The following is a 25,456-nucleotide window of genomic DNA, read 5'->3' as shown; positions in this document are numbered from 1 at the left end:
TCGTGAAAACCGAGTGCGCGCGACTCAAGGTGCCGCTCGACTACCGGAAACCGAAGGGCCGGCAGGCGGAGATCGCGCTCCTGCGTGTGCCCGCGCGTGGCGGGGATCGGATCGGGTCGCTCGTGCTGAACCCCGGCGGTCCCGGCTTCCCCGGCACCACGCACGCCGCCCTGACCGCCGCCATATGGGCGAAATCGCCGATCACCGAGCGTTTCGACCTGGTCGGGTTCGACCCGCGCGGCGTCGGCGGCTCCAAGCCGGCGCTCGACTGCTACACCGACGCCCAGCGCGACCACGGCGCGAAGCTCTCTTCGACCCCGGCCGGCCTGGACGACTGGACCGAGCGGGAGACACGCCGGCTGGTCGAGCAGTGCGCCGCACGTTCCGGCGGCAAGCAGGTGATCGCGCGCGTCGGCACCCGCGACGTCGCCCGTGACATGGACGTGCTGCGCCAGGCCCTGGGCGACGCGAAGCTCTCCTTCGCGGGCACCAGTTACGGCACCCGGCTCGGCGCCGTGTACGCGGAGATGTTCCCGCGCAACGTCCGCGCGCTGGTGCTCGACGGGGCGATGGACCCGCTGGCGGGCACGTACGAGCGGCGCGTCCAGCAGGCCACCGGCCTGCAGCGTTCGTTCGAGCGCATGGCCGCGTCGTGCGCCACCCGGCCGGACTGCCCGCTCGGCACCGACCCGAAGCGCGCCACCGAGGCGTTCCAGCGACTCGTCCGGCCGCTGATCGACAAGCCGGCGCGGACGTCCGACGGGCGCGGGCTGACGTTCGAGCAGGCGGTCGAGGGGATGACGGCGGCGATGTACGGCCCGGCCGCCTGGCCCGCCGCGATCGCCGGCATGGCGGAACTCAAGGCCGGCAAGGGCGACACCCTGCAGAAACTGCGCGACGGCTACCACGAGCGTGGCGCCGACGGCCACTACAGCGGCTCGCTGGAGGCCACCCTGGTGATCAACTGCCTGGACGAGGAACGCCACACGCCGGAGCAGGAGACAGCGATGAACGGGGCATGGTTCAAGGCGGCCCCGTTCACCGACCACGGCCGTACGATCAAGCAGGCACGTGACGGCTGCGAGCACTGGCCCGTCAAGCCGACGCTCGGCTACCCGTACGCCACGAACATCAAGGGCCTGCCCGGAACACTGACGGTCTCCGTCACGAACGACCCCATCACGCCCCACCGGGGCGGCGTCAACCTGGCCAAGGCGCTGGGCGGCGGCCTGCTCACGGTCGAGGGCGACCAGCACGGCGCCCTCCTGGCCGGCAACGCCTGCGTGGGCAAGGTCGTGGCCAAGTACCTCATCGACCTCGAAGTCCCGGCCGCAGGGACCCGCTGCAAGCTCTGAACAAGCAACGCCCCGGACCGAAGCTCCGCCGGACAACACCACCCGCCCCTCAGCCGGGGCGCCTCACGGCTCCGTCCACACCAACGGCGAGACCGCACCCGGAGACGGAACCGGCGAGCCGGCGAGGGTCCGGCTCTGGCGTCGGGTGGGTTCAGTCGGGCTGGCGGCGGGTCTGTTCCAGCGTCGGTTGGGTCTGGCCGCACTGGCGGCGGGATCGGTCGCATCGGCGGCGGAACCGGCTGAGCAAGCGAGGGTTTGGCTCCGGCGTCGGTCGGGCTGGCGCTGGGTCTGGCTCCACCGTGGGCGAGGCCGGCGGTGGATCCGGCCTTAATCGGAGGTGGGATCTGCCGGATTGGTGGTGGGTCCGGTCGTACCAGTGAGGTGGGTTTCGGCGCTGCGGCGGAAGGCCGCCACCAGGCGGCTGCGGTCGCCGGCGCGGGTGGCCAGCACCACCTGGCTGGGCTCCACTCCCTCCAGCGGCACTGTGGTGAGGTCGGAACGCAGGCCGCTCACGACGGCGCCGCCCGGGACGATGAGCACGGCCTGCCCGCCGGCGACGAGTTCCAGCTTGTCCTCGTCCTGCTGGATGAGCGGACCGTCGGGAGCCGCGCTCCCGTCCGGCCGGGGGTCGGCGCGCCAGAAGGCGTTCCAGGCGGGGTCGAAGTCAGGTGCCCGGGGGATGGGCTCGTCGGCGATGTCGTCGAGGGTGACCGCCTCCTTGCCCGCCAGTCGGTGATCCGCGGGTACGAGCAGCACCCTGGGCTCGTCGTAGAGCACCGTGACGTGCAGCCCGTCGGTGGAGAACGGCAGGCGGGCGAGCGCCACGTCGACCCGGTGGTCGAGCAGCGCGGCGCGGGGCTCCTTGCAGTGCAGGTGGAGGATGCGCACCTCGGCGTCGGGATGCCGGTGGCGCAGGTCGCGCACCGCCGGGGCGACCGTCAGGTTGCCGATGTAGCCGACGACGATCCGGCTGGGCCGCGCGGCGGCCCGCGCGGACGCCGTGGCCCGCTCGGCGGAACGCAGCAGCGCGGCCGCGAGCGGCAGGAACACCTCTCCGGCCTCGGTGAGCCGGGTGCCCTGCGGGGTGCGGTCGAGCAGCCGGGCGCCCACCTGCTGTTCGAGACGGCCGATCTGCCGGCTCAGCGAGGACTGGGTGAGATGCAGGTCGGCGGCGGCCCGGCCGAAGTGCCGGTGCCCGGCGACGACGGTGAAGGCCCGCACCAGCCGCAGATCGAGGTCCTCAGGGGGCCGCGGCGCGTCGGGCATGAGATCAGCGTATCCCTGCCCGCCACCTTCTGCGGCTCCCGCTGGCTGCGGTGATGCACGAATCGGGATGCCCCTTGCGGAACGTTCATTGGACCGGAAGCACCATTCGGCCACAAGCTGGAAACACCAGCGGACACCGCCGGACGGCCCCCTCGGGCCGTCCTCTCCGCACGCGTCGAACAGGGCACGTCGTACGGGGTGCGTCGTACGGAGTGTGTCGTACGGGGCACGTCGTAACGGTGTGTCGAACGGGGCACGTCCAACGGGTGCGTCGAGCGGGGCACGTCGAACGAGGTACGTCCAACGGGGCACGTCGAACGGGGTGCGCCGAACGGAGTGCGTCCAACGGGGTGGGCCGAACGAGGTGCGTCCAACGGGATGCGTTTTTCGGGATGTGTTCAACGGCGGTGCGCTGGCCGGGACGTACACGCTGAGCAGTTCGGAGGATTTTCATGGGGAACAACGCTGTCGTCGACGCGGCCCGCCGGGCCCTGGGGCCGGTCGGCATCGCTCTGCCGGCCTCGCTCACCAGCCCGATCGACATTGACGGGCAGCGCGCGGCCGTCGTCCGGCTGGAATCCGTCGGCTACCGCACCGTCTGGACCAACGAGACCGTCGGCGGCAAGGACGCCCTCGTGCAACTCGCCGTGCTGCTGGCCGCCACCCGGCGGACGGTGTTCGGCACCGGCATCGCCAACGTCTGGGCCAGGGAGCCGGAGACCCTGCACGGCGCGGCCTCCGTGCTGGCTCAGGCCTATCCCGGCCGGTTCGTGCTGGGCATCGGCGGCGGCTACCCGCAGCAGGCCACCGCCACCGGGCGCGAATTCGGCAGCCCGCTGAGCAAGATGCGCGACTATCTCGACCGGATGGATGGACCCACCATGCCGCCCGCGCCGGACGCGCCGTACCCGCGGATCATCGCCGCGAACGGCCCGAAGATGCTCGCGCTGGCCGGCGAACTCGCCGACGGCGCCCTGCCCGCTGGGGGACCGCCCGCGTTCACCGCGCAGGCCCGGCAGGTGCTCGGCCCGGACAAGCTGCTCGTGGTCGGGCTCACCATGGTGCCCGACAGTGACCCGGCCCGGGCCAGGGAGGGCGCACGGGAGCGGGTGTCGGCCGGCCTCGCCCAGCCGTGGTTCGCGGCCGCCGTGGCCCGGCTCGGCTTCTCCGAGCAGGAGATCGCCGAGGTGAGCGATCGGCTGGTGGACACGATGATCGCGCACGGCGAACCGGCGGCGATCGCAGCCAAGGCAGGCGAGCACCTGGCCGCCGGCGCGGACCACGTGGCGCTCCTGCCACCGATCGGCACCGACTTCGCGACCGGCGTCGACCAGGCCGAATGGCTCGCCCCGGCCCTGCGCGACCTCCACTGACCGGCCCTGCCAATCGCGACACCGACATGCCCTACAACGCCGGCGCGACTCTGAGAACCCGGCGCCACGATCGGCGACATGGCTCGGCGGATTGGGTTCTGTGACGCTGGCGCGCTCGGAGTGGGCGGGCCAGGATGTCTCCGCCCGGCTCGTGGAGGGCTCACCCCGGCCGCTCGTCTACGGCGCGTTCCACCACGAAGGCGCCGTCGAACGGCTCCAACTGGTGCCTGCTGGGTCACCACACCGAGCTTGCTGGGTTACGGCGCCGGACCTGCTGGGTAACCACACCGGGCCTGCTAGGGCATCGTGCCGAGCTTGCCGGGTCATCGCGCCGTCATGTCGGCTCACCGCGGCGGACAGGTCCGGCTAACTGCGGCGTGCTGTCGCTGCCGCCCGCGCCCGCCCAGGCGCGGTGGTCGCCCAGGCGGGAGCGGTCTGGGCGACCACCGCCTGGGCGGGCGCCGTGTGGTCCGCGCCCGCCTGGACGGTGTGGGATCAGGCGGCGCGGCCTGCTTTGAGGCGGGCTGTGGTGTCGACGACGCGGCGGGCCTGGTGGCGGGCTGCCTGGAGGGTGACCTCGCTGGGCATCCCGTTCCCGGCCACGTGCGAGGTCCCGTACGGATTGCCCGTTTCGAACTGGACGGGATCGGTGTAGCCGGGTGGCACGATGACGCCGCCCCAGTGGTAGAACGTGTTCCCCAGCGCCAGGATGGTCGACTCGTGCCCGCCGTGGGCGGTGTTGGCGGCGGTGAAGGCCGAGTACACCTTGTCGGCGAGCTTGCCCTGGAACCACAGGGGCCCCGTGGTCTCGATGAAGGCCCTCAGCTGGCTGGCCGGGTTGCCGAAGCGGGTGGGCGTGCCGAACAGCACCGCGTCGGCCCAGAGCAGGTCGTCGTGACCGGCCTCGGCCACGTCCGCGGTCTCCCGCAGGTGCGCCGCCCACTCGGGGCTGGAGCCGACCGCCTCCGGCGGGGCCGACTCCGCGACCTTGCGCAGCCGTACGTTCGCACCGGCCTTCTCGGCGCCCTCGGCGACGGCCTGGGCCAGGGCGTGCACGCGACCTGTGGCACTGTAGTAGATGACCGCGACGTTCACGGGTTCCATGATGATGTGTCCTTCCTTCAGCGATTCCCGCCGGTACGACGACACAGCCCCGCGCGATGTGAGGTGACCCGCCGGCCTCACATTCCGGCGCGACGCGTCGTCGTACGAGGGTGAGAGAGAAGGAATCCGGCGACACCATGACCCATCCATCCGCACCACCGGACGACGGCCGGCCCGACCCGGACCTGAGCGCGCTCATGAGCGAGCGCCGCCAGCTGATCGGACTCGGCTACCGGTTGCTGGGCTCGCTGGCCGACGCCGAGGACGTCGTGCAGGAGACGTACGCCCGCTGGTACGCCATGTCGCCGCGGCAGCGGGAGGCCATCGACTCGCCGGCCGCCTGGCTGACCCGGGTGGCCGGCCGGATCTGTCTGGACGTGCTCGGCTCGGCCCGGGCGCGGCGCGAACGGTACGTGGGGGAGTGGATCCCCGAGCCGCTGCCCGACCACGGCGAACTGGTCGGCGGACGGCCCGGCGGCGTCCCGCCCGATCCGGCCGATCGGGTCACCCTCGACGAGTCGATCACCATGGCCTTCCTCGTCGTGCTCGAATCGATGACCCCGGCGGAACGGGTCGCGTTCGTGCTGCACGACGTCTTCGGCTACCCCTTCGCCGAGGTGGCCGAGATCGTCGGTCGCACTCCGGCCGCCTGCCGTCAGCTGGCCACCTCCGCCCGACGCCGCGTCCGCCACGCGCAGACCCCCGCGCCGCCCGCCGACCGGCACGCCGGCCTCGTCCGAGCCTTCAAGGAGGCATGGGAGAGCAAGGACATCGCCGCCCTCATCGGCGTGCTCGCCCCCGACGTCACGGCCACGGGCGACGGCGGCGGGCTCGTCACCGCGGCCCCGCATCCGGTCCGCGGCGCCGAGCCGGTCGCCCGCTTCTTCGCCGACCGGGCCGGCGCGCTGCCCGACCTGGTGATCTCGGAGTGCACGGTCAACGGCCGGCCGGGGCTGGTGGCCGAGCAGGACGGCCTCGCCGTGTCGGTGATGGCGTTCGACGTCGCCGACGACCGGATCACCCACATCTGGGCCGTGCTCAACCCGGACAAACTGCGGCCGTGGACGGCGAGCTGACGCACGTGCCACCGATCGGCGGATTGACGCGGGTGCCGCCGAGCGGCGGGTTGACGCGGGTGCCGCCGATCGGAGGGCTGATGCGGGCCGCCGATCCTCGCCGTCTCCCCGTCCTCTCCTCGGCGGGATCTCGGCGGGATCTCGGCGGGATCGCCGGCGGTCAGCGCAGGGGGTTCTCGCGCCGGTGGTCAGCGCACGCCGGACGACTCCTCCAGATAGGCCATCGCCCCCACCGGCTCCTCGGCGAAGAAGACCAGGTCGGTGAGGGGGCGCGGCAGGAAGCCCTCGTCCTCCATCCGCCGGAACTGCTGCTTGAGCCCGTCGTAGAAACCCGCCGTGTTCAGCAGCACGACCGGCTTGTCCGTGCGCCCGTGCTTCTTCAGCTCCAGGATCTCGGTGGCCTCGTCCAGCGTGCCCGTCCCGCCCACCATGATCACCACGGCGTCGGCCTTCTCCAGCAGCAGCCGCTTGCGCTCGCCGAGATCGGCCGCGATCACCATGTCGTCCACGCCGCGGCGCGCCTTGGCGGCCAGGAAGTCCACCGACACGCCCATCAGCAGCCCGCCCGCCGCGTGCACGCCGTCCGCCATCACCTTCATCAGGCCCACGTCCGAACCACCCCACACCAGCGTGTGCCCGCCCCTGCCGATCAGCTCGGCGAACTCGCGGGCGGGGCGGGTGTAGGTCTCGGACAGGTCGGCGGCGGAAAGGAAGACACAGATGTTCATGCGCTCCACCGTACGAGGTGCGTTCCCGGCCTGAGTAGGGCGTACCTACTCATGCCCTGACCGGGGTCGCCGCCTTATCACTGGAGGACGTTCATCCCCAGTCAAGGAGATCGCGGTGAATCGCACCCTCAGCCTTCTCGGCGCCGCCGGCGTCGTCGCCCTGGGCGTCCTGCCGGCCTTGAGCACGCCCGCCGTCGCGGCGCCCAACTGCGCCGCCGCGTCGGCGTACTACGACAGCGCCCCCACCAGCGCCAACCTCGCCATGCTCCAGCAGGCGGTGCACTGCCTGATCGACGCCGAGCGCGCCGCGGTCGGGCTCGGCCCGCTGACCGTCAACACCCCGCTCACCAACGCGGCGGTCTCGCACGCCGCTGCCGCCGCCTCGATCAAGTGGTGGGGGCCGGGCGCCGACTCGCACCGGAACCCGCAGACCGGCTCCACGCCGGGCAGCCGCATCACGGCCGCGGGCTACTGCCCGAACCCCGTCTCCTGGGCCTACGCCGAGACCACCTACACCGGCTGGGGCACCGGAGCGGGCACGCCGCGGGCCGCCGTGCGCTGGTGGGTGCACGTCAGCACGTACGGGCACCGGCAGATCGTGCTCAGCCCGACCCTGAAGGACCTCGGCGTGGGTGTCGCGGCCGGATCGGCGGACCCGGCGGGCGCGGGCTCGCCTGGCGGCGGCACGTACGTGGTCGACTTCGGCCGCTGCCAGCGCTGAGGACTTCGCCAGCGCTGAGGACTCCGCTGGCACCGACAGTTCGCCGACGCTGAGAACCCGGCCGGCGTAGATGATCCGGCCGGCGTTGATGATCCCGCCGGCCCGCGAGTCCGGGCCGGCGGAAAGCGGATGGCAAGCACGGCGCAAACCCCTGTCGCCTCGATGCAAGCGGTCCGAGTTACACATAGTGATGTCGCCACTACGAAAGGATCAATCCGATGTCGCGCTCCCGTGCCTTCCTCGGCCTCCTCACCGCTCTCGGAACGGCGGCCACGGCCGTCGCCGTCACCGCCGCTCCGGCAAGCGCCACGGCCTGTGACCCCGCCCTGATCGCGCCCGCCGGCAGCCTCGTCGGTGACCTGTGGCGCTCCAACGGCGGCGAGCGCAGCGTCTACGGCTGCCCGACCACCAAGGAGTACGGCTACGCCGGCAAGCGCGGCTCGTACCAGGCCTTCCGCAACGGCAAGATCGTCTGGTCGCCCAACCTGGGCGGCGGCACCCTGGTCCGCGCCTACTACGCGGGCGGCAAGGCCGTCTTCCGCTGGAGCGGTCTCGGCCGCGACTGGGACTTCTTCAACGTCCGCTGGAGCATCAACGGCGGCAAGGCCACGCAGGTGAAGGTCGGCAGGCTGACCCCGTGGAGCGGCGTGTACTCGGTGAACCCCAGCTGCCAGGACGGCGTCTGCATGACCTCCAACGGTCACGGCGGAGTCCTCAGGGCCGCCTTCATCGTGCAGGGCTGCGACCGCGGCACCTTCAGCTCCGACTGCGGCCCCTGGAGCATCGCCACCTCCGTCAAGGCCCCCTACTGATGACCCCCTCGGGCCCGCCCCTCCCGGGCCCGTCCGGTAAGAGCGCGAGCCAAGGACCGCCACCCGCCCGGGACCCTCACGTATCCCCCAGCAGCCCGACGTCGGACACCGGCCCGATGTGGCCGAGCTTGTCGGGGTTGGCCACCGAATGGATGGCCTGCACCACGCCGTCGGCGACGTCGAGCTCGACCACGGCCGCCACCCGTCCGTCCCCGTCGTACAGCACCGCGCCCGGCCGCCCGTTGACCCAGGCCAGCCGGGGCAGGACGCCGAGCTTCCTGGCCCGGCGCAGCCCCCCGACCAGCATCCGCGCGGCGCGCACCGACCCCGCCGCCGGGTTCCCGATCGACGGCGCCTTGCCGCCCCCGTCGCCGTGCAGCACCACGTCCGGCGCTAGCAGGCCGAGCAGCGCGTCCATGTCGCCGCCCGCGGCCGCCTCGAAGAACCTGCGGGCCAGTTCCTCGCCCGCAGCCCGCTGCGCGGGACCGCCGCGCACCTTGCGCCCGGCGGAGATGTGCTGCCTGGCGCGGGCGAAGATCTGGCGGCAGTTCACCTCGGTCTTGCCGGTGATCCTGGCCACGTCCTCGTAGCCGTACCCGAACACCTCGCGCAACATGAACACCGCCCGCTCCACCGGCGACAGCGACTCCAGCAGCACGAGGAACGCCATCGACAGCGAGTCGGCCAGCTCGGCGCGCTCGGCCGGCCCCTGGCCGTCGGCGGGCACGACGACCGGTTCTGGCAGCCAGTCACCCACGTACGTCTCCCGCCGCACCCGCGCCGACCGCAGATGATCGATGCCCAGCCGTGTCACCGCCGTCGTCAGGTACGCCTTCAGGTCCGCGATCACGGTGCCCGCCCGGCGCGCCCGGGTCAGGCCGAGGAACGCGTCCTGCACGATGTCCTCCGCGTCGCCCACCGACCCGGTCATCCCGTAGGCGATGGAGAACAGCAGCGGCCGGTACGCGGTCGTGCCCGTCTCGTCCGCCGGCTCGGGCAGGGGTTCCCGTGCGCCGGCCGGTCTACCGCCGCTCATCTCCATGGCCTTCTCGTTTCCGTACGACGTCAAGCAGGGTATCCGGGGCGGCGTTCACCAGGCGACGGGGCCGAGGCGGTCGATGAAGATCCCGCTCGGCCCGTCGGGGCCGAGGGTGGCGAGCTTGACGATCGGGTCGCTGCCCTCGGTGACCGTCAGCTGGCCGGTGTGATGGTTCATGTCGGTCGCGGTGTACTTGCGGTTCGCGACCTCTCCCGGGGTGAGCAGGTTGAACTTGATCTCCGGGAGGGCCTGGGCGTACCGGACGGTGATCATGTTCAGCGCCGCTTTGGACGAGCTGTAGGCGAGCTCGTGCATCTTCGAGACGGGCTGGTCGGGATCCGTCACGACAGCGAAGGAGCCGCCGCCGCTGGACACCATCACGACCCGCGGGTTGGCCGCCGCCCTGAGCAGGGGGAGGAACGCGTGCGTGACCCTGACCGGGCCGTACACGTTGGTGTCGTAGACGCCGTGCAGCTCGTCGGCCGTGGCGTCGGCGGGGGTGACCACGTTCCCCGGCGCGCCGGCGTTGTTGACCAGCACGTCCAGCCGGTCGGTGTGCTCGCGGACGCGCCGTACGGCCTCGGCCACGGACTCGTCCGAGGTCACGTCCAGCGGCACCATGACCACGTTCGCGCCGTCCGCGGCCAGTTTGGCGGCGGCCGTCCTGCCGCGCTCCTCGTCGCGCGAGCCGAGGAAGATCGTCCAGCCCAGCTCGCCGAGCCGCCTGGCCGTCTCGAGACCGAGTCCCTTGTTGCCGCCGGTGATCAGCGCCGTGGTGTGTTCTGTGGTCTGTTCGGTGTTCGTCATGCCCTCTAAGACGGGCTCCGCGTCCTGCTGTGACGCTGTGTGAGCGAGCTCACATGGGCGGGCGCGGCATGGCCGGCCGCCGGCAAGGTCATCGGATGTGGAACGCAGCTGACTTTACGTAGTGAATTCCCCGTCAAGCTAAGCGAAATAAGTGGATATATCCCTGTTTGATGCGATTTGCGGGGATATTGTCCTATTTGGAAAGTGGTAACCGGGGGGAGGACTACGATGGCTGGATCGAGCGGCTTCCACGAAGGAGGCGGCTGCGGGCGGCGCCGCTGGCGTCGTCGTCGTTGCCGCCGTCGCAGGCGCTGGTGGGGCGGCTGGGGCGGCCCTTGGGGCGGACCCTGGGACAGAGGCTGGGGCGGCGGCTGGAACTGGTGGTAAACCGGCCGGCCTGATGAGGCCGCGGGCCGCGGCGGTTTCCGCACCGCGTATGAAACCAGTCCCCGTTGGCGGTGCCTGACGGATTCCGCCGCGAGCCCGCACTCGCCCCGCGCGTCGTCACCAGAAGGAGTGTGGTGGAGAATTCACCGGACGCGCGGGGCGCGACGACGAGCGCAACGGATGACAACACGATCCACGCCGCGCTTCCGCCCGCCACGGGTGGCCGCAGAATCGCGTGGTCGGCGGTGCCCTGGCAGGTGGCCGCCGGAATAGAACGGCTGCTCGGCAGCAGGGTGACCGGCGCGGTCAGCCAGCCGGGAGGCTTCTCCGAGGGGCTGGCCGCGCGGGTGCGGCTGGCGGACGGGGGCCGCGCCTTCGTCAAGGCGGCCAGTTCCCGTACGGCGCCCGCGGTGGCGGGCTTCCACCGCAGGGAGATCGCGATCTCGCGGACGCTGCCCCGGACGGTGCCGGCGCCTCGGTTGCTGGACGCGTACGACGACGGCGACTGGGTGGCGCTGGTCTTCGAGGACATCCCCGGACGATTGCCCGCACAGCCGTGGCAGCCCGACGAACTGGAACACGTCCTGGCAGCCGTGACCGACCTGACCCAAGCCTTGACGCCGTCCCCGATGGACGAACGACTGCTCGGCCGGCCACGTTTGGGAGGCTGGACGACCCTGGCGAACGCCACCGCAACAGCCGCGACGAGCGCCGCCTCGGAACGGGCCGCCGCCGGGCGGGAAAAGCTTGCGGTGATCTCCCCGTGGGCGGCTCGGCATCTCGACGAGCTGGCCGCGCTGGAGGAACGCGGCGCGCCCGCCCTCACCGGCCGCACTCTCCTGCACGGCGACCTGTACCCGTTCAACATCATGTTGTACGGACGGCGCGTCTTCGTCGTCGATTGGCCGCACGCCTGGGTCGGCGCCGCGCACGGTGACCTGGTGACGCTGCTGTCGGGCGTGTCGCTCAGTGGCCTGGATCCGCAGCCCATCGCCGAGCGTCACCCGCTGATCCGCGGCCTGGACGCCGCTCAGATCGACGCGGTGCTGGTGGCGTACTCCGGCTTTCTCCTTCGCACCGCCACCTCGGCGGGACCGAAAACTGATCACCGCCTGGTGGACATGATGGTCGCCCTGGGTCTCGCCTCCCTGCGCTGGCTCAGAACCCGCCATGGGAGGAGCCTCCTCGGCTAAGGTCTCGGCGCATGGACGACTGGCTGACCGACACCCGGACCTCCTACGACACGGTCGCATCCAGTTACGCCGACCAGTTGCGCGGGGCGGTGGGTGAGCGGCCGTACGTTCGCGCGGCGCTGGCCCTGTTCGCCGACCTGGTCCGCGCCGCCGGGGACGGCCCGGTGGCCGACGTCGGGTGCGGGCCCGGGCACGTCACCGCCCAGCTGCGGGAGCTGGGCGCCGACGCGTTCGGCATCGACCTCTCGCCCGGCATGATCGACGTGGCCCGGCGCGACCACCCCGGCCTGCGGTTCGAGGTCGGGTCGATGACCGAGCTCGACCTCCCCGACGCCTCGCTCACCGGCCTGCTCGCGTTCTGGTCGCTGATCCACGTGCCCGACGCCGACATCCCCGCCGTCTTCGGGCACTTCCACCGGGTGCTGCGGCCGGGCGGGGTGCTGCTGGCGGGCTTTCACGTCGGTGACGGGTCGGTGCTGAAGACGAGCGGGTACGGCGGGCATCCGATGAAGGTGCACGTGCACCGGCGCCGCCCCGAGCGGGTGGCTGACCTGCTGCGCGACGCCGGGTTCACGGTGGAGGCGCAGCTGCTGGTCCACCTCGACGAGAAGGTCCCCGGGGCGATGCTGTTCGCGCGTCCCGGTCATGCCTGAGCCGGGACGCGTCACATTCCGGGGCGCTGGTTCGTCGGAGTGGTGAGACATCGTTGAGGGAGAAGGCAGATGACCCAGTCAGACAGCAACAGAGCGACGTTCCAGCGCTTTCACGAGGTCGTCAACGGCGGTGACGCGGAGCTCATCGCGAAGGCGATCGACGACCTCGTCCGGCCGGACGTGCTGTTCCACGCGCCGGTGCCGATGGGGACGACGGGCCCGCAGGCGATGAAACAGGTGTGGGAGGTGCTCCTTCGCGCGTTCCCCGACATCCGCGTCACGGTCGAGGACGTGATCGCCGAGGGTGACAAGGTCGTCTCCAGGAACACGGTCACCGGAACCCACCTGGGCGAGTTCAGGGGCATGGAGCCGACGGGCCGGTCCGTCACGTACGGCGAGATCTTCATCGCCCGCTTCGAGGACGGCAGGATCGCCGAGCTGTGGGGGGTCGTCGACGTCTTCTCCCAGTTGAAGCAGCTCGGCGCCATACCGGCCTGATAAGGCCGCGCGCCGCGAGCGATGCGGCGGTCAGCCCGCGGTGACGATCAGTTTGCCGTTCTTGGGGGTGCCGTGGCGTTCGAGCTCGGTGAGCACCGGGATCGCGTCGGCGAGCGGCACGGTACGGGCGATCGGAATCCGCAGCCCTCCCTGCGCGGCCAGGTGGGTCACCACGTCGAGGTCGTTCGTGCTGGGATTGGCGATCAGCACCTTGTACGGCCCGGGCAGGGCGCTGCGCGCGAACTTCACCGGCGTGGGGACGATGTCCAGGATGCGGCCGCCGGGCTTCAGCAGCAGCCGGGCCGCCGTGGCGGAGAGCGTGCCGGCGGTGTCGAAGACCAGGTCGAAGCGCCCTTCGAGCGGTGCGGGGTCGAAGCCGAACTCGACGGTCGGGTCGATACCGAGCTCGCGGGCCTCCTTCGCGGCGGTGGCCCGGCAGCTGCCGGGCCACCGAGGCGCCGGACATCAGCGCGATCTGGGCGGCGGCCCGGCCGACGCCGCCCAGGCAGCCGTTGATGAAGACGGTCTGCCCGGGTCGCAGTTTTCCCTTCCCGAGGATGGCCTGGTACGCGGTGACCCCGACGACCGGGAGTGCCGCGGCCTGCTCGTACGACAGCTCCGCCGGCTTCCGCACCACCGTCCGCTCCGAGGCGAGGACCAGCTCGGCGAACGCGCCCGCCCCTTTGAGACTCGTTCCGCCGAGCACCTCGTCGCCGGGCTTCAGCCTGGTGACGTCCGCGCCGACCGCCTCGACGACGCCCGCGAAGTCGTTGCCGACCCCGCGCGGGAAGGCGCGGCCGGTCATGAGGCGCATCTCGCCGTTGCGCATCTTCCAGTCCATCGCGTTGGCGGCCGCCGCCTTCACCCGGACGAGGACCTCGCCGCGGCCTGGTCGCGGCGGCTCGAAGTCCTCCAGCCGCAGGACCTCGGGGCCGCCGAAGCGGTGATATTGGATGCGCCGCACCGTGGGCATCCTCGTTCCGCTCGGGCTGCCGGTCATGGCGACCCCCTCCTTCTGTTGTCTCGATGCGACATCACTCTAACAGTGATGTCGCGTCGTGACATCAGCTGGTGCCGTGTGACATCGGACACGTCCGTCCGGGTCGGACCCGACCGCGATGCCGTGACCGGCGCGGATGTGGTGTCACGTCGCGTCATCAAGACGGGTATCTTGGCGCCCATGCCTCGGTGGGAGCACGGCAGCGAAGAGCGGCTGAAGCAGGCCGCCCTGGAGCTGTTCCAGGAGCAGGGGTTCGAGGACACCAGCGCGGTCCAGATCGCGGAACGCGCCCGCGTCACCACCCGGACCTTCTTCCGATACTTCCGGGACAAGGAGGAGGTCCTCTTCGCCGACGCCGACGCGCTCAAGGAGACGCTCGTCCACGACCTCCTCCAGGCCGCCGACGTCTCGGAGCCGCTCCGGGCGGTGACCCGGACCCTGGCCGGTTTCGACTGGGGACGGCTCGGCTCGCGAGAGAGCCAGCACCGGCGCAACGCGATGATCGCGGCCAACCCGCGCCTGCTGGAACGCGAGCTGGTGAAACAGCACCAGGTGGCCGCCGGGCTCGGCGACGCGCTCCGCCGGCGCGGGATCGACCCCGACGTGGCGGAGCTCGCGGCCGGCGCGGGGGTCCAGGTCTTCCGTACGGCCTACCAGCGGTGGCTGGCAGGCGACGACGACACCGACCTGACGACGGTGATCGAAACCGTGCTGTCCAGCCTCGCGGTGCTGGTGCCCGGAGCCCGGTCACAACCTCGCTGACGCCGGGCGGGTGCTTCGTACCAGTGTGATCACCATGGCGAGGCCCGCCCCCACGGCCACGACATGCTCGGCCAGCGCCAGCCAGCGGTACTCGGCCGGCTGGTAGACCCCGGGTGGCAGCAGCCAGAGCAGCTTCCACGCGCCCCACGCGAACAACGACCCCGACGCGACGAACCCCAGCGCCATGGGCAGCCACGACGGGGTCCGCGCGCCGCCCCGCCCGTTCAGCGCCCACAGGCTCCAGACGCCGCACACCGCGCACAGCGCGCTGTCGGCGAGGAGGAGCCTGGCGTCGGCGCCCTCCGTCCGCGGCGCCGACGGGTCGAGGCCGGCGGTTCCGCCCGCGGCCCAGTAGGTCCACAGCACGGCGAGCGCCGCGGGCGCCACCGTGGTCCACCGGGTACGGGCCCCCGCCCCGGCCCCGACGGCTGCCCGGTCGGCTGCCCCGTCGGATGCCCGGCCGGAAGCCCGGTCGGCTGCCCGGCCGGCGAAGGCCCACGGCCATCGATCGCGCAGGTAGAGCGGCAGGCCGACGACCAGCGCCAGCGCCATGCCGAGGAATCCGGCGCCGATGAACACCGTCTCCCAGGCGGGCAGGCCCGGCTCGCCCGCCGGCTCGGGCGTGCTCGGTGCCAGCAGGCTGCTGACGATCAGGTATGGGAGCATGGACACCAGGAAGCCACCCGAGATCCACACGACGGGAACCACCAGCCAGGCCGGCAACCGCATCCCCCACGGCTGCGCCAGCGCCAGCCCGAGCCCGATCCCGGCCAGGGCCATCACCACCGTGACCGCGTTGAGCAGTACCCAGTCGGCCGTGCCGTGCCGCACCGCCAGAGCGATCCAGACGACCTTGACCAGCAGGTAGAGGGACATCGCCCCGGCCGCGGCGTACCCGGCGGCGCGGCGTGGCAGCGTGGGGGCGCCGCTCGCGGCACGTACTCTCATGATCGCGAGTCTCGCGGCCACGGCCGGTCCCGCCATCCCCCGCACGCGCCAGGACGGTTCCCCCGCACGGGGGAGTGGCACTCACTCCCGCCCCGCGCGACCGCTCGTGCGCGGATGCTCCACGCCTCGCGCGACGTGCGCGGGTCGGTCACGCCTTGAGCAGTTGCTCGCTCAGTTCCCACAGGCGTCGCGCCGACGCGGGGTCTATGGCGTGCGGTGCGACGTCGGTCACGACCACCTGCTCGTCGCCGACGAGGGTGGTGACCGACGTCGTGTCGTTCAGCGGTGCGATGTCGCTGTTCTTCAGGTAGACCCCGCCGATCCCGGCGAGCTGCGGGCCGGCCGCCGCGAACACGATGGTGGCGGCCCCCTGCTGCGGGGTCTTCTTCTCCCGGTCGGGGTCGATGATCGGCCGGCCGGCGTCGTCGATGAGCCGCTGCGCCCGCAACTGGTCCTCGTCGAACAGGCCGGGGACGCTCTTCCGGCCGCCCCCGGCGGGCTCGGGCGACAGGTGGGCCAGGGTCGTGGCGACCACGATGCCCGGGTGCAGGGCGTAACCGCGGATCCCGTCGCCGGACCAGCGCCGGTCCAGTTCCACGGCGAAGAGCACGTTGGCGGTCTTGGACTGGCCGTACGCCATGTGACCCTCGAAGCCGGTGGTGAAGTGCGGGTCGTCCCAGCGGATGTCGCAGAGCCGGTGGGCGCCGGAGGACACGTTCACGACCCGGGCCCCGTGCGCGGCACGCAGCGCGGGCCGCAGGCCGAGGGCCAGCTGGAAGTGCCCGAGATGGTTGGTCGCGAACGTCGACTCGTAACCGCGCGCGTCCACGACCCGGCCGCCCGTACTGCCGCCGGCGTTGTTGATCAGGACGTGCAGCGGCCGGCCGGAATCGAGGTAGCGGGCGGCGAAGGCGTCGATCGAGGCCGGGTCGAGCAGGTCCAGCCGGTCGATCTCGACGCGTTCGATCCCCGCCAGCGCGGCGGCGGCGCGGCCGGGGTCGCGCGCCCCCACGGTGACGGACGCCCCCGCGCCGCTGAGCGCACGGGTGGTCTCCAGGCCGAGCCCGGCGCTCCCGCCGGTGATGACCACGTTCGTGCCGGACAGGTCGATGCCCTTGAGCACCTCGTCGGCCGTCGACGCGGCGGTGAATCCCGTACCGAGGGGATGTTGCCGATGAGTCATGAGATAGCCCTTCGTGTGGCGGCTGTCAGGCGGCGGCGCGCTCGGCGGCGGGCCGGCGGCGCAGGCCCGGCCGCAGGACGGCGGGCGTGTCGTAGGCCATGTCGAGCCGGCCGATGTCGGTGCCGGGCGGCACGATCTCGTCGATCCGGTCGAGGACGTCGTCGGTGAGCGTGACGTCGAGCCCGGCGAGCGAGCTGTCCAGGTGCTCCATGGTGCGCGGCCCGATGATCGCCGATGTGACGCCGGGGTGGGCGATGACGAAGGCCATGGCCAGGTGGTTCAGCGGCATCCCGGCCTCCTCGGCGAGTGGGATGAGCCGTTCGACGGCGTCCAGGCGGCGCTCGTCCTGCAGGTGCCGGAAGCCGAACTGGGCGCGATGCGCGGTGCTCTGCTGGTTCTTGCGGTAGCGGCCGGTGAGCAGGCCGCCGGCGAGCGGGCTCCAGACCAGGGTGCCCATGCCGAACTCCTGCACGGCGGGCAGGACCTCGCGCTCGATGCCGCGGTTGAGGATCGAGTACGGCGGCTGCTCGGTGCGCGGACGGAGGAGGCCGCGCCGTTCGGCGGTCCAGTGGGCCCGCACGATGTCGGAGGCCGGCATGGACGAGGTGCCGAAGGCCCGCACCTTGCCGGCCCGCACCAGGTCGGTGAGGGCCGACAGGGTCTCCTCCATGTCGGTGTCGGGGTCGGGCTGGTGGATCTGGTAGAGGTCGATGTAGTCGGTGCCCAGGCGGCGCAACGAGTCCTCCAGGGCGCGGATCAGCCAGCGGCGGGAGGCGCCCGACCGGTTGGGGACGAAGGCCGTGCCGCCGCGGGGGTTGAAGTTCACCGGGAAGCGGGCCTTGGTGGCCAGCACGACCTCGTCGCGGCGGCCTTTGAGCGCCTTGCCGACGATCTCCTCGGACTCGCCGTTCGAGTACATGTCGGCGGTGTCGACGAAGTTGATCCCCGCGTCCAGGGCCCGGTGGATGATCTTGATCGAGTCGTCGTGGTCGGGGTTGCCGACGCCACCGAACATCATCGCGCCGAGCGCGTAGGGGCTGACCTGGATGCCGGTTCCGCCGAGAGTGCGGTACTGCATGCGGATGTCTCCTGAGGTGAGAGGGAAATACCGGGCGGACCGCATGGATGCCGTACGCTGGAACCCGAAACGGAACGCCTCTCCGGAACTATACGGAATGCTGTTCCGCTTAAGCAAGTCCGAGGGAGAGACGTGACGGAGCACACCCCGGGCATGACGAAGAGCGGGCGCGCGTTTTCGCGCCCGCCGTGCGGCGTGGGAACTCGGGCGAGCCCGGTGTCAGCGGAAGTCGGAGATGCGCAGCACCGCCAGCATGTCCGAGGCCCGGGAACCGGTAGAGAAGGACGCCTCCGCGCCGACCCAGCCGCGGAAGGCGCCCGAGTCGTCGATGATCTGCATGAGCGGCTTGACGTGCGAGTTGCCCGTGTAGCAGAACTGGCCGCGCTCCATCGCCAGGCAGGTGCACCAGTGCCAGAGCGTGTCGCGGCGGTCGGTCTTGGAGATCATCGTCAGGTAGTACTGGATCGAGCTGACGTTGGCGCGCGTCCCGCCACCGTACTTGGGGCAGCCGCCCGACTTCTGGCACGCGCCGCGCGAGGACGGCTGCAGGTACGTCAGGCACGACGTGGTGGCGGCGCAGGCGCGGAAGGCGGAGTGGCCGAACGGCTGGTTACGTGAGCTGACCATCTTGCCGCTGGCCCAGCTCGTCAGGTCCTGCCGCAGCGAGCCGGGGAACGCCTTGACCGAGGTCATCGCGCGCCGGGTGCCGAGCGCGGCGTTGCTGCCGTAGCCGTACCCGTGCGTGGCCAGGGTGCTGCTCCTGAGGTCGAGGCGGGCCAGCTTGCCGTCCGGCGAGCGCCGCACGTTCCACTGCTCCGTCCACTTCTGGGCGATCTTCCACCGGATCGTGAGCACGTCGCCCGCCACGCTGTACGTGCCGGTACGGCTCTCGTCGGGAGCGCCGGTGAAGCCGCCGGCGGTCAGCACCTCGCAGGCCCGGGGCTTGGAGGCGACACCGCCGGCCTTGGTGGTGCAGCTCGGGTCGGGCCTGGTGCCGGTGCGCTGCCTGGCCTTCGGGTTGCGCTGCCACCACAGGTACAGGGAGGCGCTCACCGTGCCGTTCGCGGCGAAGCGGTAGCTGCCCAGCCGCAGCCAGTTCTGCCGCGACGAGGCCTTCAGATGCCCTTGCGAGACGACGAACGTGGACTTCCCGCCCGGCAACCCGGCCAGGGAGCCGGAGACGGACGCGGATGCGGCGGCCGGCGCGGGGATCGCGGCGGGGGCGGCGCCGGCCGGGACGGCGGGTGGCAGGGTGAGGGCGAGGACGAAGGAGAGGATCGCGGCTGCGGTACGCAAGAGCAGACTCCCGGGGGGCTGGCGGGCTGTGGCCGATCGTCAACGACACACCGTATTCGGTCCGGCCGGATATGTCACCGAAACCGCGGGGCCGATGACTCCCCGAGGGCTTGAACGCGCCCAGCCCGGCTGTTTAGTCTCCTTCTGACCGGAACGCCCGGATGCCGTCCGCGCACGCGTCCGGCGCCCGCACGGGAGGTACGGTGACACCGGACGCGAGCCCCGCCTTCGACCACATCCGCGCCGGCTACGACCCCGACCCCGCGCTGTCGATGTCGCTGCACGCCGACGCCTACACGGATCCGGCCTGGTTCGGCGTCGACCGGCGGGCGATCTTCGCCCGCACGTGGCAGTGGCTGTGCCACGGGGAACTGCTGCGGGAGGCGGGCGCCTACGTGACGGGCACGGTGGCCGGCCTGCCGATCGTGGCCGTCCGCGACGAGGCCGGCACGCTGCGGGCCTTCTACAACGTGTGCAAGCATCGGGCGCACGAGCTGCTGTCCGGCTCGGGGGTGCGGCGCAGCATCGTGTGCCCGTACCACGCCTGGAACTTCGACCTGACCGGCCGGTTGCGGCGGGCCAGGAACACCGGCGGCATGCCGGGCTTCGACGTCTCGGGCGTCTGCCTGGACCGGATCCAGGTCACCGAGTTCGGCGGCATGGTGTACGTCAACCTCGACGCTGAGGCGGCCCCGCTGGGCGCGCAGGCCGCGGGGCTGGAGGCGGAGATCACGGCGCGGGCGCCGGACGTGGCCAAGCTGACCCTCGCCCGGCGGCTCACCTACGACATCGCCTCCAACTGGAAGAACGTCGTGGACAACTTCCTGGAGTGCTACCACTGCCACGTGGCGCACAAGGACTTCGTCTCGCTGGTGGACATGAGCACCTACCGGGTCACCACGCACGGGATCTGGTCCAGCCACATGGCCCAGGCCGGACAGGCGGCGAACTCCGCCTACGACGTGTCGGGCGCGACGGTCACCGAGCACGCCGTGTGGTGGCTGTGGCCCAACACCTGCCTGCTGCGCTATCCGGGCCGCGGCAACTTCATGGTGCTGCAGATCATCCCCGACGGTCCTGCACGCACCCGCGAGACCTGGGACTTCTACCTGGAGACCGCGGAGCCGGACGCGGCCGAGCTGGACAGCATCCGCTACATCGACGAGGTGCTGCAGGTGGAGGACATCGCCCTGGTGGAGAGCGTGCAGCGCGGGATGCGCACCCCCGCCTTCACCCAGGGGAAGATCGTGTACGACCCCGGCGGCTCGGGCCTGTCCGAGCACGCCGTCCACCACTTCCACGGCCTCGTCCTGGACGCCTACGGGCGTGAACTCGGGCGGCCGTCCTGACCGACACGGGCCCACGACGGCCGAGGCGGGTCAGCCGGACGCCGGGGTGAGGTCAGCCGGACGCCGGCGGGGCCGCGAGCACGGCGACGGCCTCGACCTCGACGAGCTGGTCGCTGTAGCCGAGCACGGTCACGCCGAGCAGGGTGCTGGGCACGTCGTGCTCGCCCATGTACTCCCGATACACCTCCCAGGCCTTGACCAGGTCGCTCTGCTGGGAGGAGGCCACGTACACGGTGGTCTTGACGACGTCGGTCAGCGCCGCGCCCGCCTCCTCCAGCGCGGTCACCAGGTTGCGCATCACCTGGTGCGTCTGACCGGCGTAGTCGCCGACCGCGACGGTCTCGCCCTTGAGGTCGAGGGGGCAGGCCCCGGCCACCCAGATGGAGCGCACCGGCGCGTCGGCGACGGCGGCGTAGGCGTACTCGACCTCCGCGAGCCGCTCGTTCCTGATCAATGTGACGCCACTGCTCATATGCGCTCCATTCCGTCTCGTCCGAAGGCAGCCACAACCTAGCCGATGAGGCGGGGTTTCGGCCCTCCATTTTCGCGCTGGCCGCCGTACCGCCGATCGCCCGGTGATCACCTCTCGCGGATCATGATCCGGTCGGGCATACTGATGCCGCTTGACCATGATCACTGACTTGGGCGAGGGCTGTCGGTGGCGAGGCACCCGTGGGTGAAGTCCCGTACCGCCCCCTGACGCGGGACGAAGGACGGACATGTCCGAGCACGGCATCAACCGGCGCCGCCTGCTGACCTCGGCCGCCGCCGTCGGCGGCCTCACTCTGGGAATGGCGGCCGGTGCGCGGGCCGCCTCCGCCGAGGCGCGCGACGCCGCCAGGGCCCGGGCCGCCTCCCGCGCCGGCCGCGCCGCCGAGACCTGGGAGAACCTCATCGAGAAGTCGTCCTTCAACAGCTGGACGAACTTCACCAAGGAGTGGAACCTGCTCTACCCCTGGGACGGCGACCCCGACACCCACAACGGCGCCGCGCTGATGCAGGCGAGCCAGGTCTCGCTCTCCGGGGGCGTGCTGACCCTCACCGCGACCAGGCTGTCCGCGCCGGCGGGGGAGAGCGCGCACGCGCCCCACGCCCCGCTGTGGTACCGCTCCGGCGCGATCCACGCCAAGGAGCAGATCGTCGTCGACGACGAGTTCCCCGAGTACGACATCGAGGGCGAGTTCAGGACGCAGACCGGGCTGGGCGTCTGGCCGGCGTTCTGGACCACGGGGACCGAGCCGAACTGGCCGCCGGAGAGCGACATCCTGGAGTACGTGGGCGACTCGACCAACCTGTTCAACACCTGGAACAAGACCTCCAGCGGCGACCCGGGCGAGACCCAGGACGGCGACGCCTTCGTCACGCGGGCGCCGGTGCCCGTCGCGGACCCGTACCAGGCGTTCCGCAAGTACCGCGTCTGGCTGTACAAGGACGGCCCGGACGTGATGTGCGACTACTACCTCGGCACCACGGGCGGTCAGCTCGAATGGGTGGCGACGCACCGGGGCAAGGGCTGGGCCGGCGTCCCGCAGTACCTCATCATCAACCTCCAGATGGGCTCATGGGCGTCGGACCTGGACGGCCCCGACGACGAGGACTGGCCGGCACAGCCGGGCCCGGCGGGCGACACGTACTTCCATGCGCGCAATGTCTGGATGGGTCGTACGCGCATCTCCTGAGGTCCTGACCTGCGAGGAGGGTCCGGCGGACAGGCGGCTCAGGGCGCGAATACGGAGAAATAACGCGTCAGAGTGGTAAATGTCTGCCAGAGTTATCCTAGAGACATCTGTTTGGTCTCCTTCGTCCTCGGAACAGGCGACCCGCCGAACCGGTACGGCACCTCGCCACCGGTTCCGGGGGCACGGTCCATTCCGTGAGCCCGGGGCGGCGGCGCCTGACCGGGCCGCGTTCCGCCGCCGAAGACGTCGTGGACCATGTCGCCGGATGATCGAAAAGGACCCGTGAGTTACAGCAGCAACGGCCCGGAGCCGACCGGCCGCCCTCGGGACACCGGAGGGCGGGCCCGCGCGTCGGCTCGACCGGGGAGACGTCAGCGCCCGTCCGAGGGCGGCGCGCCCGGCGAGCCCTTCTCCGCCCATGCCGAGCGGCCGGCTCCCCAGCCGGGCGCTCCATCGGGCGTCCCGTCGGAAGCCCCACCCGACGCGCAGCCGGGTACGCGGCGGCGCAGGAGCGGTCGCAGGAGGCCGGGCGGGTCCGGCGGCGACGGTCCGGCTGGTCACGGTGCTCAGGGCGCTCAGGGTCCCGGTGGTCCAGGTGGCCGCGGTCCTGGTGGGCAGGGCCCTGGCGGTGGCGGCCCTGGCGGCGGTCCCGGCGGTGGTGGTCCCGGCGGTGAAGGTCCCGGTGGGCGGGACGAGCCGGCGGGGCGGCGCGGCTCGCGCCGCAGCGGCTGGAAGCGCTTCGTCCCCAGCTGGAAGATCGTGGTGGTCGGCGTCACCGTCCTGGTGGCGGGCCTGTTCGGCATGATCATGGTCGCGTACGCCAACACGCCGCTGCCCGACGAGACCCAGGACCAGGCCATCGAGCAGGGCAGCATCATCTACTACCGGGACGGCAAGACCGAGATCGCCCGCCTGGGCACGAAGCGCGAGATCGTCGACATCTCCCGGATCCCCCGGCACGTCCAGGACGCCTTCATCGCCGCGGAGAACCGTACGTTCCGGACAGACCCTGGCATCTCGGTGTCGGGCATCACGCGTGCGGTGTGGAGCACGGTGACCGGCCAGCAGGTCCAGGGCGGCTCGACGATCACGCAGGAGATGGCCCGCGGCTACTACGACGGCCTCAGCCAGGAGCGGACGATCCAGCGGAAGGTCAAGGAGATCTTCGTCGCCATCCGCGCGGGCAAGGAGATGTCCAAGGACGAGATCCTGGCCAACTACCTCAACACGATCTACTTCGGCCGCGGCGCGGACGGCATCCAGGCCGCCGCGCAGGCGTTCTTCGACCGGGACGTGGAGAAGCTGACTCCCGCCCAGGCCGCCTACCTGGCGGGCCGGATCCAGAGCCCGGACGCGTTCGACGCGGCGGAGGCGAAGAAGAACTTCGCGCCGACGAAGGAGCGGTTCGCGTACGTCATCGACGGCATGGGCGTCGTCGACCCGGCGAAGTACGGCTCGCTGCGCACCACGGCGAAGTTCCCCAAGCTCGCCAGGCCGGACAAGAAGGAGACGCTCAAGGGCATCAACGGCTACATGGTCGACATCGTCCAGCGCGAGCTGGAGCGGCGGGGGATCACCCGCGAGCGCCTGCGCGCCGAGGGGTACCGCGTGACGACGACGTTCGACAAGAGGTTGATGCGGGCCGCGAAGAAGACGGTCGAGAGCAACCTCGACGCCATCGGCGACAAGAACATCCGCGCGAACATGGCCGCCGTGGACCCGCGCAACGGCCGCGTGATCGCCTTCTACAGTGGCCGTGACTATCTCAAGAGCTTCACCAACAACGCCTTCGACGCCAACAAGCAGGCCGCGTCGGCGTTCAAGCCGTACGTGCTGGCCGCCTGGCTGGAGAGCGGCTACAGCCTCAAGAGCTTCGTGTCGGGCAAGGGCCCGGTCACGCTGCCGGGCACCAAGCCGATCCGCAACTCGCACGACGTCGGCGCGGCCGTGCAGATCGACAAGGCCACTGCCCAGTCGGTGAACACCGCGTTCGCCACGATGGCGCAGGAGGTCGGCCTGGAGGAGGTCGAGAAGATCGCCGAGGGCGCCGGGATCGACAAGAAGGACCTGGCCCTGGCCATCAAGGACCACGCCTACGGCATGTCCATCGGCGCCGGCCTGGTCACCCCGGTCGAGCAGGCCGCCGGGTACGGCATCTTCGCCAACGGCGGCGTCCATCACGACGCCCACGTGGTCATCTCGGTCAAGGCGTACACCGGCAAGACCGTCCTGCAGGAGGCCGGCAAGCCGGCCACGGTCATCAGCCCCGACACCGCCGCCGACGCCACGTACGCGATGCAGCAGGTGGTCAAGAACGGCACCGCGGCCGGCACGGCGCTGCCCGGCGGCCGGCCGATCGCCGGCAAGACCGGCACCAACAACGAGAACAAGGAAGCCTGGTTCGTCGGCTACGCCCCGCAACTGTCCGCGGCCGTCGGGATGTACAAAGAGGTCCCGCAGCGCAACCCGAAGACGAAGAAGATCCTCAAGGACGCCAACGGCTACCCGCTGCCCAAGGAGGTCTCCCTCGGGAACATCCAGGGTGCCGGCACGCCCACCAAGATCTGGCGCGACTTCATGACGCTCGCGATGGAGGGCAAGCCGGTCGAGCCGTTCCCCGCGCCCGCCTTCGCCGGCGAGCCGCACGACCTGGTGAACAAGCCGGAGCCCAAGCCGACCAAGGAACCGGACGAGCCCGGCGGCGACGACTTCGGCACCGATCCGGCCTGCCCCGGCGACCCCTCCTGCGGCGCCGGCGACCCGGGTGACGGCACCGTCGACGACGGCGGTGACGACGGCGGCGACACGGGCACGTCCGACGAGGACCCGCTCGGGGACGACGGCGACCCGACGCTGAACGACAACGGCGATTCCGGCAGTACGGGCGATTCCGGCGGGACCGGCGACTCGGGCGGCACCGGCGATTCCGGCGACACCGGGGACTCAGGCGGCACGGGCGGCACAGGCGACTCAGGCGGGACCGGCACGGCACCGACCTCCGGCCCCCAGGGCGGCTGAAGCCGCCCAGACGGCTGAGGCTGCCCAGGGTGGCTGAGGCTGTCCGGACACGGCGCGCGGAAAGATGACAGGAGGTGTCGGGTTTTCGGTCGAGCATGGACACCGACGCCCGGCCACCAGGGCCGGCCATG

Annotated in this window: 23 protein-coding genes and 1 pseudogene; 12 read left to right on the top strand and 12 right to left on the bottom strand. The window is 71.5% G+C overall.

Annotated features, from left to right (window positions below; translation table 11 throughout):
• Positions 1 to 2: 2 nt before the first annotated feature.
• A complete protein-coding gene (locus OIE67_RS22765) occupies positions 3 to 1,355 on the top strand; it encodes an alpha/beta hydrolase (RefSeq protein WP_326643512.1) in 1,353 nt (450 codons plus the stop codon).
• A gap of 327 nt (positions 1,356 to 1,682) precedes the next feature.
• On the opposite strand, the gene OIE67_RS22760 is transcribed toward OIE67_RS22765, so the two are convergent.
• Entirely contained in the window at positions 1,683 to 2,621 is a 939-nt protein-coding gene (locus tag OIE67_RS22760) for a LysR family transcriptional regulator (RefSeq protein ID WP_326643510.1), read from the bottom strand.
• A 452-nt stretch (positions 2,622 to 3,073) separates the two neighbouring features.
• Here OIE67_RS22760 and OIE67_RS22755 point away from each other — a divergent pair, with 452 nt between their 5' ends.
• Entirely contained in the window at positions 3,074 to 3,994 is a 921-nt protein-coding gene (locus OIE67_RS22755; protein WP_326643508.1) for a TIGR03620 family F420-dependent LLM class oxidoreductase, read from the top strand.
• Positions 3,995 to 4,489: 495 nt separating this feature from the next.
• Here OIE67_RS22755 and wrbA read toward each other — a convergent pair whose 3' ends face one another.
• Positions 4,490 to 5,098 (bottom strand): NAD(P)H:quinone oxidoreductase, encoded by a 609-nt coding sequence (gene wrbA / locus OIE67_RS22750; RefSeq protein ID WP_326643505.1) that lies wholly within the window; start codon positions 5,096 to 5,098, stop codon positions 4,490 to 4,492.
• Between the two features lie 137 nt (positions 5,099 to 5,235).
• On the opposite strand from wrbA, the gene sigJ (OIE67_RS22745) reads away from it, so the two are divergent.
• Positions 5,236 to 6,174 carry an RNA polymerase sigma factor SigJ gene (sigJ, locus tag OIE67_RS22745; RefSeq protein ID WP_326643503.1) on the top strand — a complete coding sequence of 313 codons (939 nt, stop codon included), beginning with the start codon at positions 5,236 to 5,238 and terminating at the stop codon, positions 6,172 to 6,174.
• A 188-nt stretch (positions 6,175 to 6,362) separates the two neighbouring features.
• On the opposite strand, the gene OIE67_RS22740 is transcribed toward sigJ (OIE67_RS22745), so the two are convergent.
• On the bottom strand, positions 6,363 to 6,902 hold the full coding sequence (locus tag OIE67_RS22740; RefSeq protein WP_326643501.1) for an LOG family protein: 540 nt from the start codon (positions 6,900 to 6,902) through the stop codon (positions 6,363 to 6,365).
• A 115-nt stretch (positions 6,903 to 7,017) separates the two neighbouring features.
• Between OIE67_RS22740 and OIE67_RS22735 the strand changes: the two genes are divergently transcribed.
• Both OIE67_RS22735 and OIE67_RS22730 read left to right on the top strand, forming a co-directional pair.
• Positions 7,018 to 7,623, top strand: a complete 606-nt coding sequence (locus OIE67_RS22735) for a CAP domain-containing protein (RefSeq protein WP_326643499.1) — start codon at positions 7,018 to 7,020, stop codon at positions 7,621 to 7,623.
• A 218-nt stretch (positions 7,624 to 7,841) separates the two neighbouring features.
• Complete coding sequence (locus OIE67_RS22730; protein WP_326643497.1) at positions 7,842 to 8,435, top strand: LGFP repeat-containing protein; 594 nt, start codon at positions 7,842 to 7,844, stop codon at positions 8,433 to 8,435.
• A 76-nt stretch (positions 8,436 to 8,511) separates the two neighbouring features.
• Here the strand turns inward: OIE67_RS22730 and sigJ (OIE67_RS22725) are convergent, their stop codons facing one another.
• The gene (gene sigJ / locus OIE67_RS22725; RefSeq protein WP_326643495.1) at positions 8,512 to 9,504 is read right to left on the bottom strand and encodes an RNA polymerase sigma factor SigJ; all 993 of its coding nucleotides are present in this window, start codon (positions 9,502 to 9,504) and stop codon (positions 8,512 to 8,514) included.
• 21 nt (positions 9,505 to 9,525) lie between these two features.
• Positions 9,526 to 10,281 carry an SDR family NAD(P)-dependent oxidoreductase gene (locus OIE67_RS22720; protein ID WP_326643493.1) on the bottom strand — a complete coding sequence of 252 codons (756 nt, stop codon included), beginning with the start codon at positions 10,279 to 10,281 and terminating at the stop codon, positions 9,526 to 9,528.
• 521 nt (positions 10,282 to 10,802) lie between these two features.
• Here OIE67_RS22720 and OIE67_RS22715 point away from each other — a divergent pair.
• The 3 genes from OIE67_RS22715 (at position 10,803) to OIE67_RS22705 (ending at position 13,012) form a co-directional block, all read left to right on the top strand.
• The gene (locus OIE67_RS22715) at positions 10,803 to 11,861 is read left to right on the top strand and encodes an aminoglycoside phosphotransferase family protein (RefSeq protein ID WP_326643491.1); all 1,059 of its coding nucleotides are present in this window, start codon (positions 10,803 to 10,805) and stop codon (positions 11,859 to 11,861) included.
• Positions 11,862 to 11,872: 11 nt separating this feature from the next.
• A complete protein-coding gene (locus OIE67_RS22710) occupies positions 11,873 to 12,514 on the top strand; it encodes a class I SAM-dependent DNA methyltransferase (RefSeq protein WP_326643489.1) in 642 nt (213 codons plus the stop codon).
• Between the two features lie 69 nt (positions 12,515 to 12,583).
• Positions 12,584 to 13,012 (top strand): ester cyclase, encoded by a 429-nt coding sequence (locus OIE67_RS22705; protein ID WP_326643486.1) that lies wholly within the window; start codon positions 12,584 to 12,586, stop codon positions 13,010 to 13,012.
• Positions 13,013 to 13,042: 30 nt separating this feature from the next.
• On the opposite strand, the gene OIE67_RS22700 is transcribed toward OIE67_RS22705, so the two are convergent.
• Together OIE67_RS22700 and OIE67_RS55525 are read right to left on the bottom strand one after the other, a co-directional pair.
• The gene (locus OIE67_RS22700) at positions 13,043 to 13,411 is read right to left on the bottom strand and encodes a zinc-binding dehydrogenase (protein ID WP_326645436.1); all 369 of its coding nucleotides are present in this window, start codon (positions 13,409 to 13,411) and stop codon (positions 13,043 to 13,045) included.
• 283 nt (positions 13,412 to 13,694) lie between these two features.
• A pseudogene (locus OIE67_RS55525) lies at positions 13,695 to 13,841 on the bottom strand (alcohol dehydrogenase catalytic domain-containing protein); the annotation flags it as partial.
• 351 nt (positions 13,842 to 14,192) lie between these two features.
• Here OIE67_RS55525 and OIE67_RS22690 point away from each other — a divergent pair.
• Positions 14,193 to 14,774: a TetR family transcriptional regulator gene (locus OIE67_RS22690; protein ID WP_326643482.1), complete on the top strand. Its 582-nt coding sequence runs from the start codon at positions 14,193 to 14,195 to the stop codon at positions 14,772 to 14,774.
• Here the strand turns inward: OIE67_RS22690 and OIE67_RS22685 are convergent.
• The 4 genes from OIE67_RS22685 to OIE67_RS22670 form a co-directional block, all read right to left on the bottom strand.
• On the bottom strand, positions 14,760 to 15,722 hold the full coding sequence (locus tag OIE67_RS22685) for a hypothetical protein (RefSeq protein ID WP_326643480.1): 963 nt from the start codon (positions 15,720 to 15,722) through the stop codon (positions 14,760 to 14,762). The genes OIE67_RS22690 and OIE67_RS22685 overlap by 15 nt on opposite strands.
• A gap of 148 nt (positions 15,723 to 15,870) precedes the next feature.
• Positions 15,871 to 16,905, bottom strand: coding sequence for an SDR family NAD(P)-dependent oxidoreductase (locus OIE67_RS22680; RefSeq protein ID WP_326643478.1), 1,035 nt, complete (start codon positions 16,903 to 16,905; stop codon positions 15,871 to 15,873).
• 25 nt (positions 16,906 to 16,930) lie between these two features.
• Complete coding sequence (locus OIE67_RS22675) at positions 16,931 to 17,983, bottom strand: aldo/keto reductase (RefSeq protein ID WP_326643476.1); 1,053 nt, start codon at positions 17,981 to 17,983, stop codon at positions 16,931 to 16,933.
• 219 nt (positions 17,984 to 18,202) lie between these two features.
• Entirely contained in the window at positions 18,203 to 19,279 is a 1,077-nt protein-coding gene (locus OIE67_RS22670) for a hypothetical protein (RefSeq protein WP_326643474.1), read from the bottom strand.
• Between the two features lie 203 nt (positions 19,280 to 19,482).
• On the opposite strand from OIE67_RS22670, the gene OIE67_RS22665 reads away from it, so the two are divergent.
• Positions 19,483 to 20,628: an aromatic ring-hydroxylating oxygenase subunit alpha gene (locus tag OIE67_RS22665; protein WP_326643472.1), complete on the top strand. Its 1,146-nt coding sequence runs from the start codon at positions 19,483 to 19,485 to the stop codon at positions 20,626 to 20,628.
• Positions 20,629 to 20,680: 52 nt separating this feature from the next.
• On the opposite strand, the gene OIE67_RS22660 is transcribed toward OIE67_RS22665, so the two are convergent.
• Positions 20,681 to 21,100 (bottom strand): RidA family protein, encoded by a 420-nt coding sequence (locus OIE67_RS22660; protein ID WP_326643470.1) that lies wholly within the window; start codon positions 21,098 to 21,100, stop codon positions 20,681 to 20,683.
• A gap of 247 nt (positions 21,101 to 21,347) precedes the next feature.
• On the opposite strand from OIE67_RS22660, the gene OIE67_RS22655 reads away from it, so the two are divergent.
• Together OIE67_RS22655 and OIE67_RS22650 are read left to right on the top strand one after the other, a co-directional pair.
• The gene (locus tag OIE67_RS22655; protein ID WP_326643468.1) at positions 21,348 to 22,307 is read left to right on the top strand and encodes a glycoside hydrolase family 16 protein; all 960 of its coding nucleotides are present in this window, start codon (positions 21,348 to 21,350) and stop codon (positions 22,305 to 22,307) included.
• 759 nt (positions 22,308 to 23,066) lie between these two features.
• Positions 23,067 to 25,325 (top strand): transglycosylase domain-containing protein, encoded by a 2,259-nt coding sequence (locus OIE67_RS22650; protein ID WP_326643466.1) that lies wholly within the window; start codon positions 23,067 to 23,069, stop codon positions 25,323 to 25,325.
• The last annotated feature ends 131 nt before the right edge of the window (positions 25,326 to 25,456 follow it).

The organism is Nonomuraea fuscirosea, assembly GCF_035917475.1.
In the GTDB taxonomy this organism is placed as follows: domain Bacteria; phylum Actinomycetota; class Actinomycetes; order Streptosporangiales; family Streptosporangiaceae; genus Nonomuraea; species Nonomuraea fuscirosea.
This window is presented reverse-complemented; position numbering and strand designations above follow the sequence as displayed.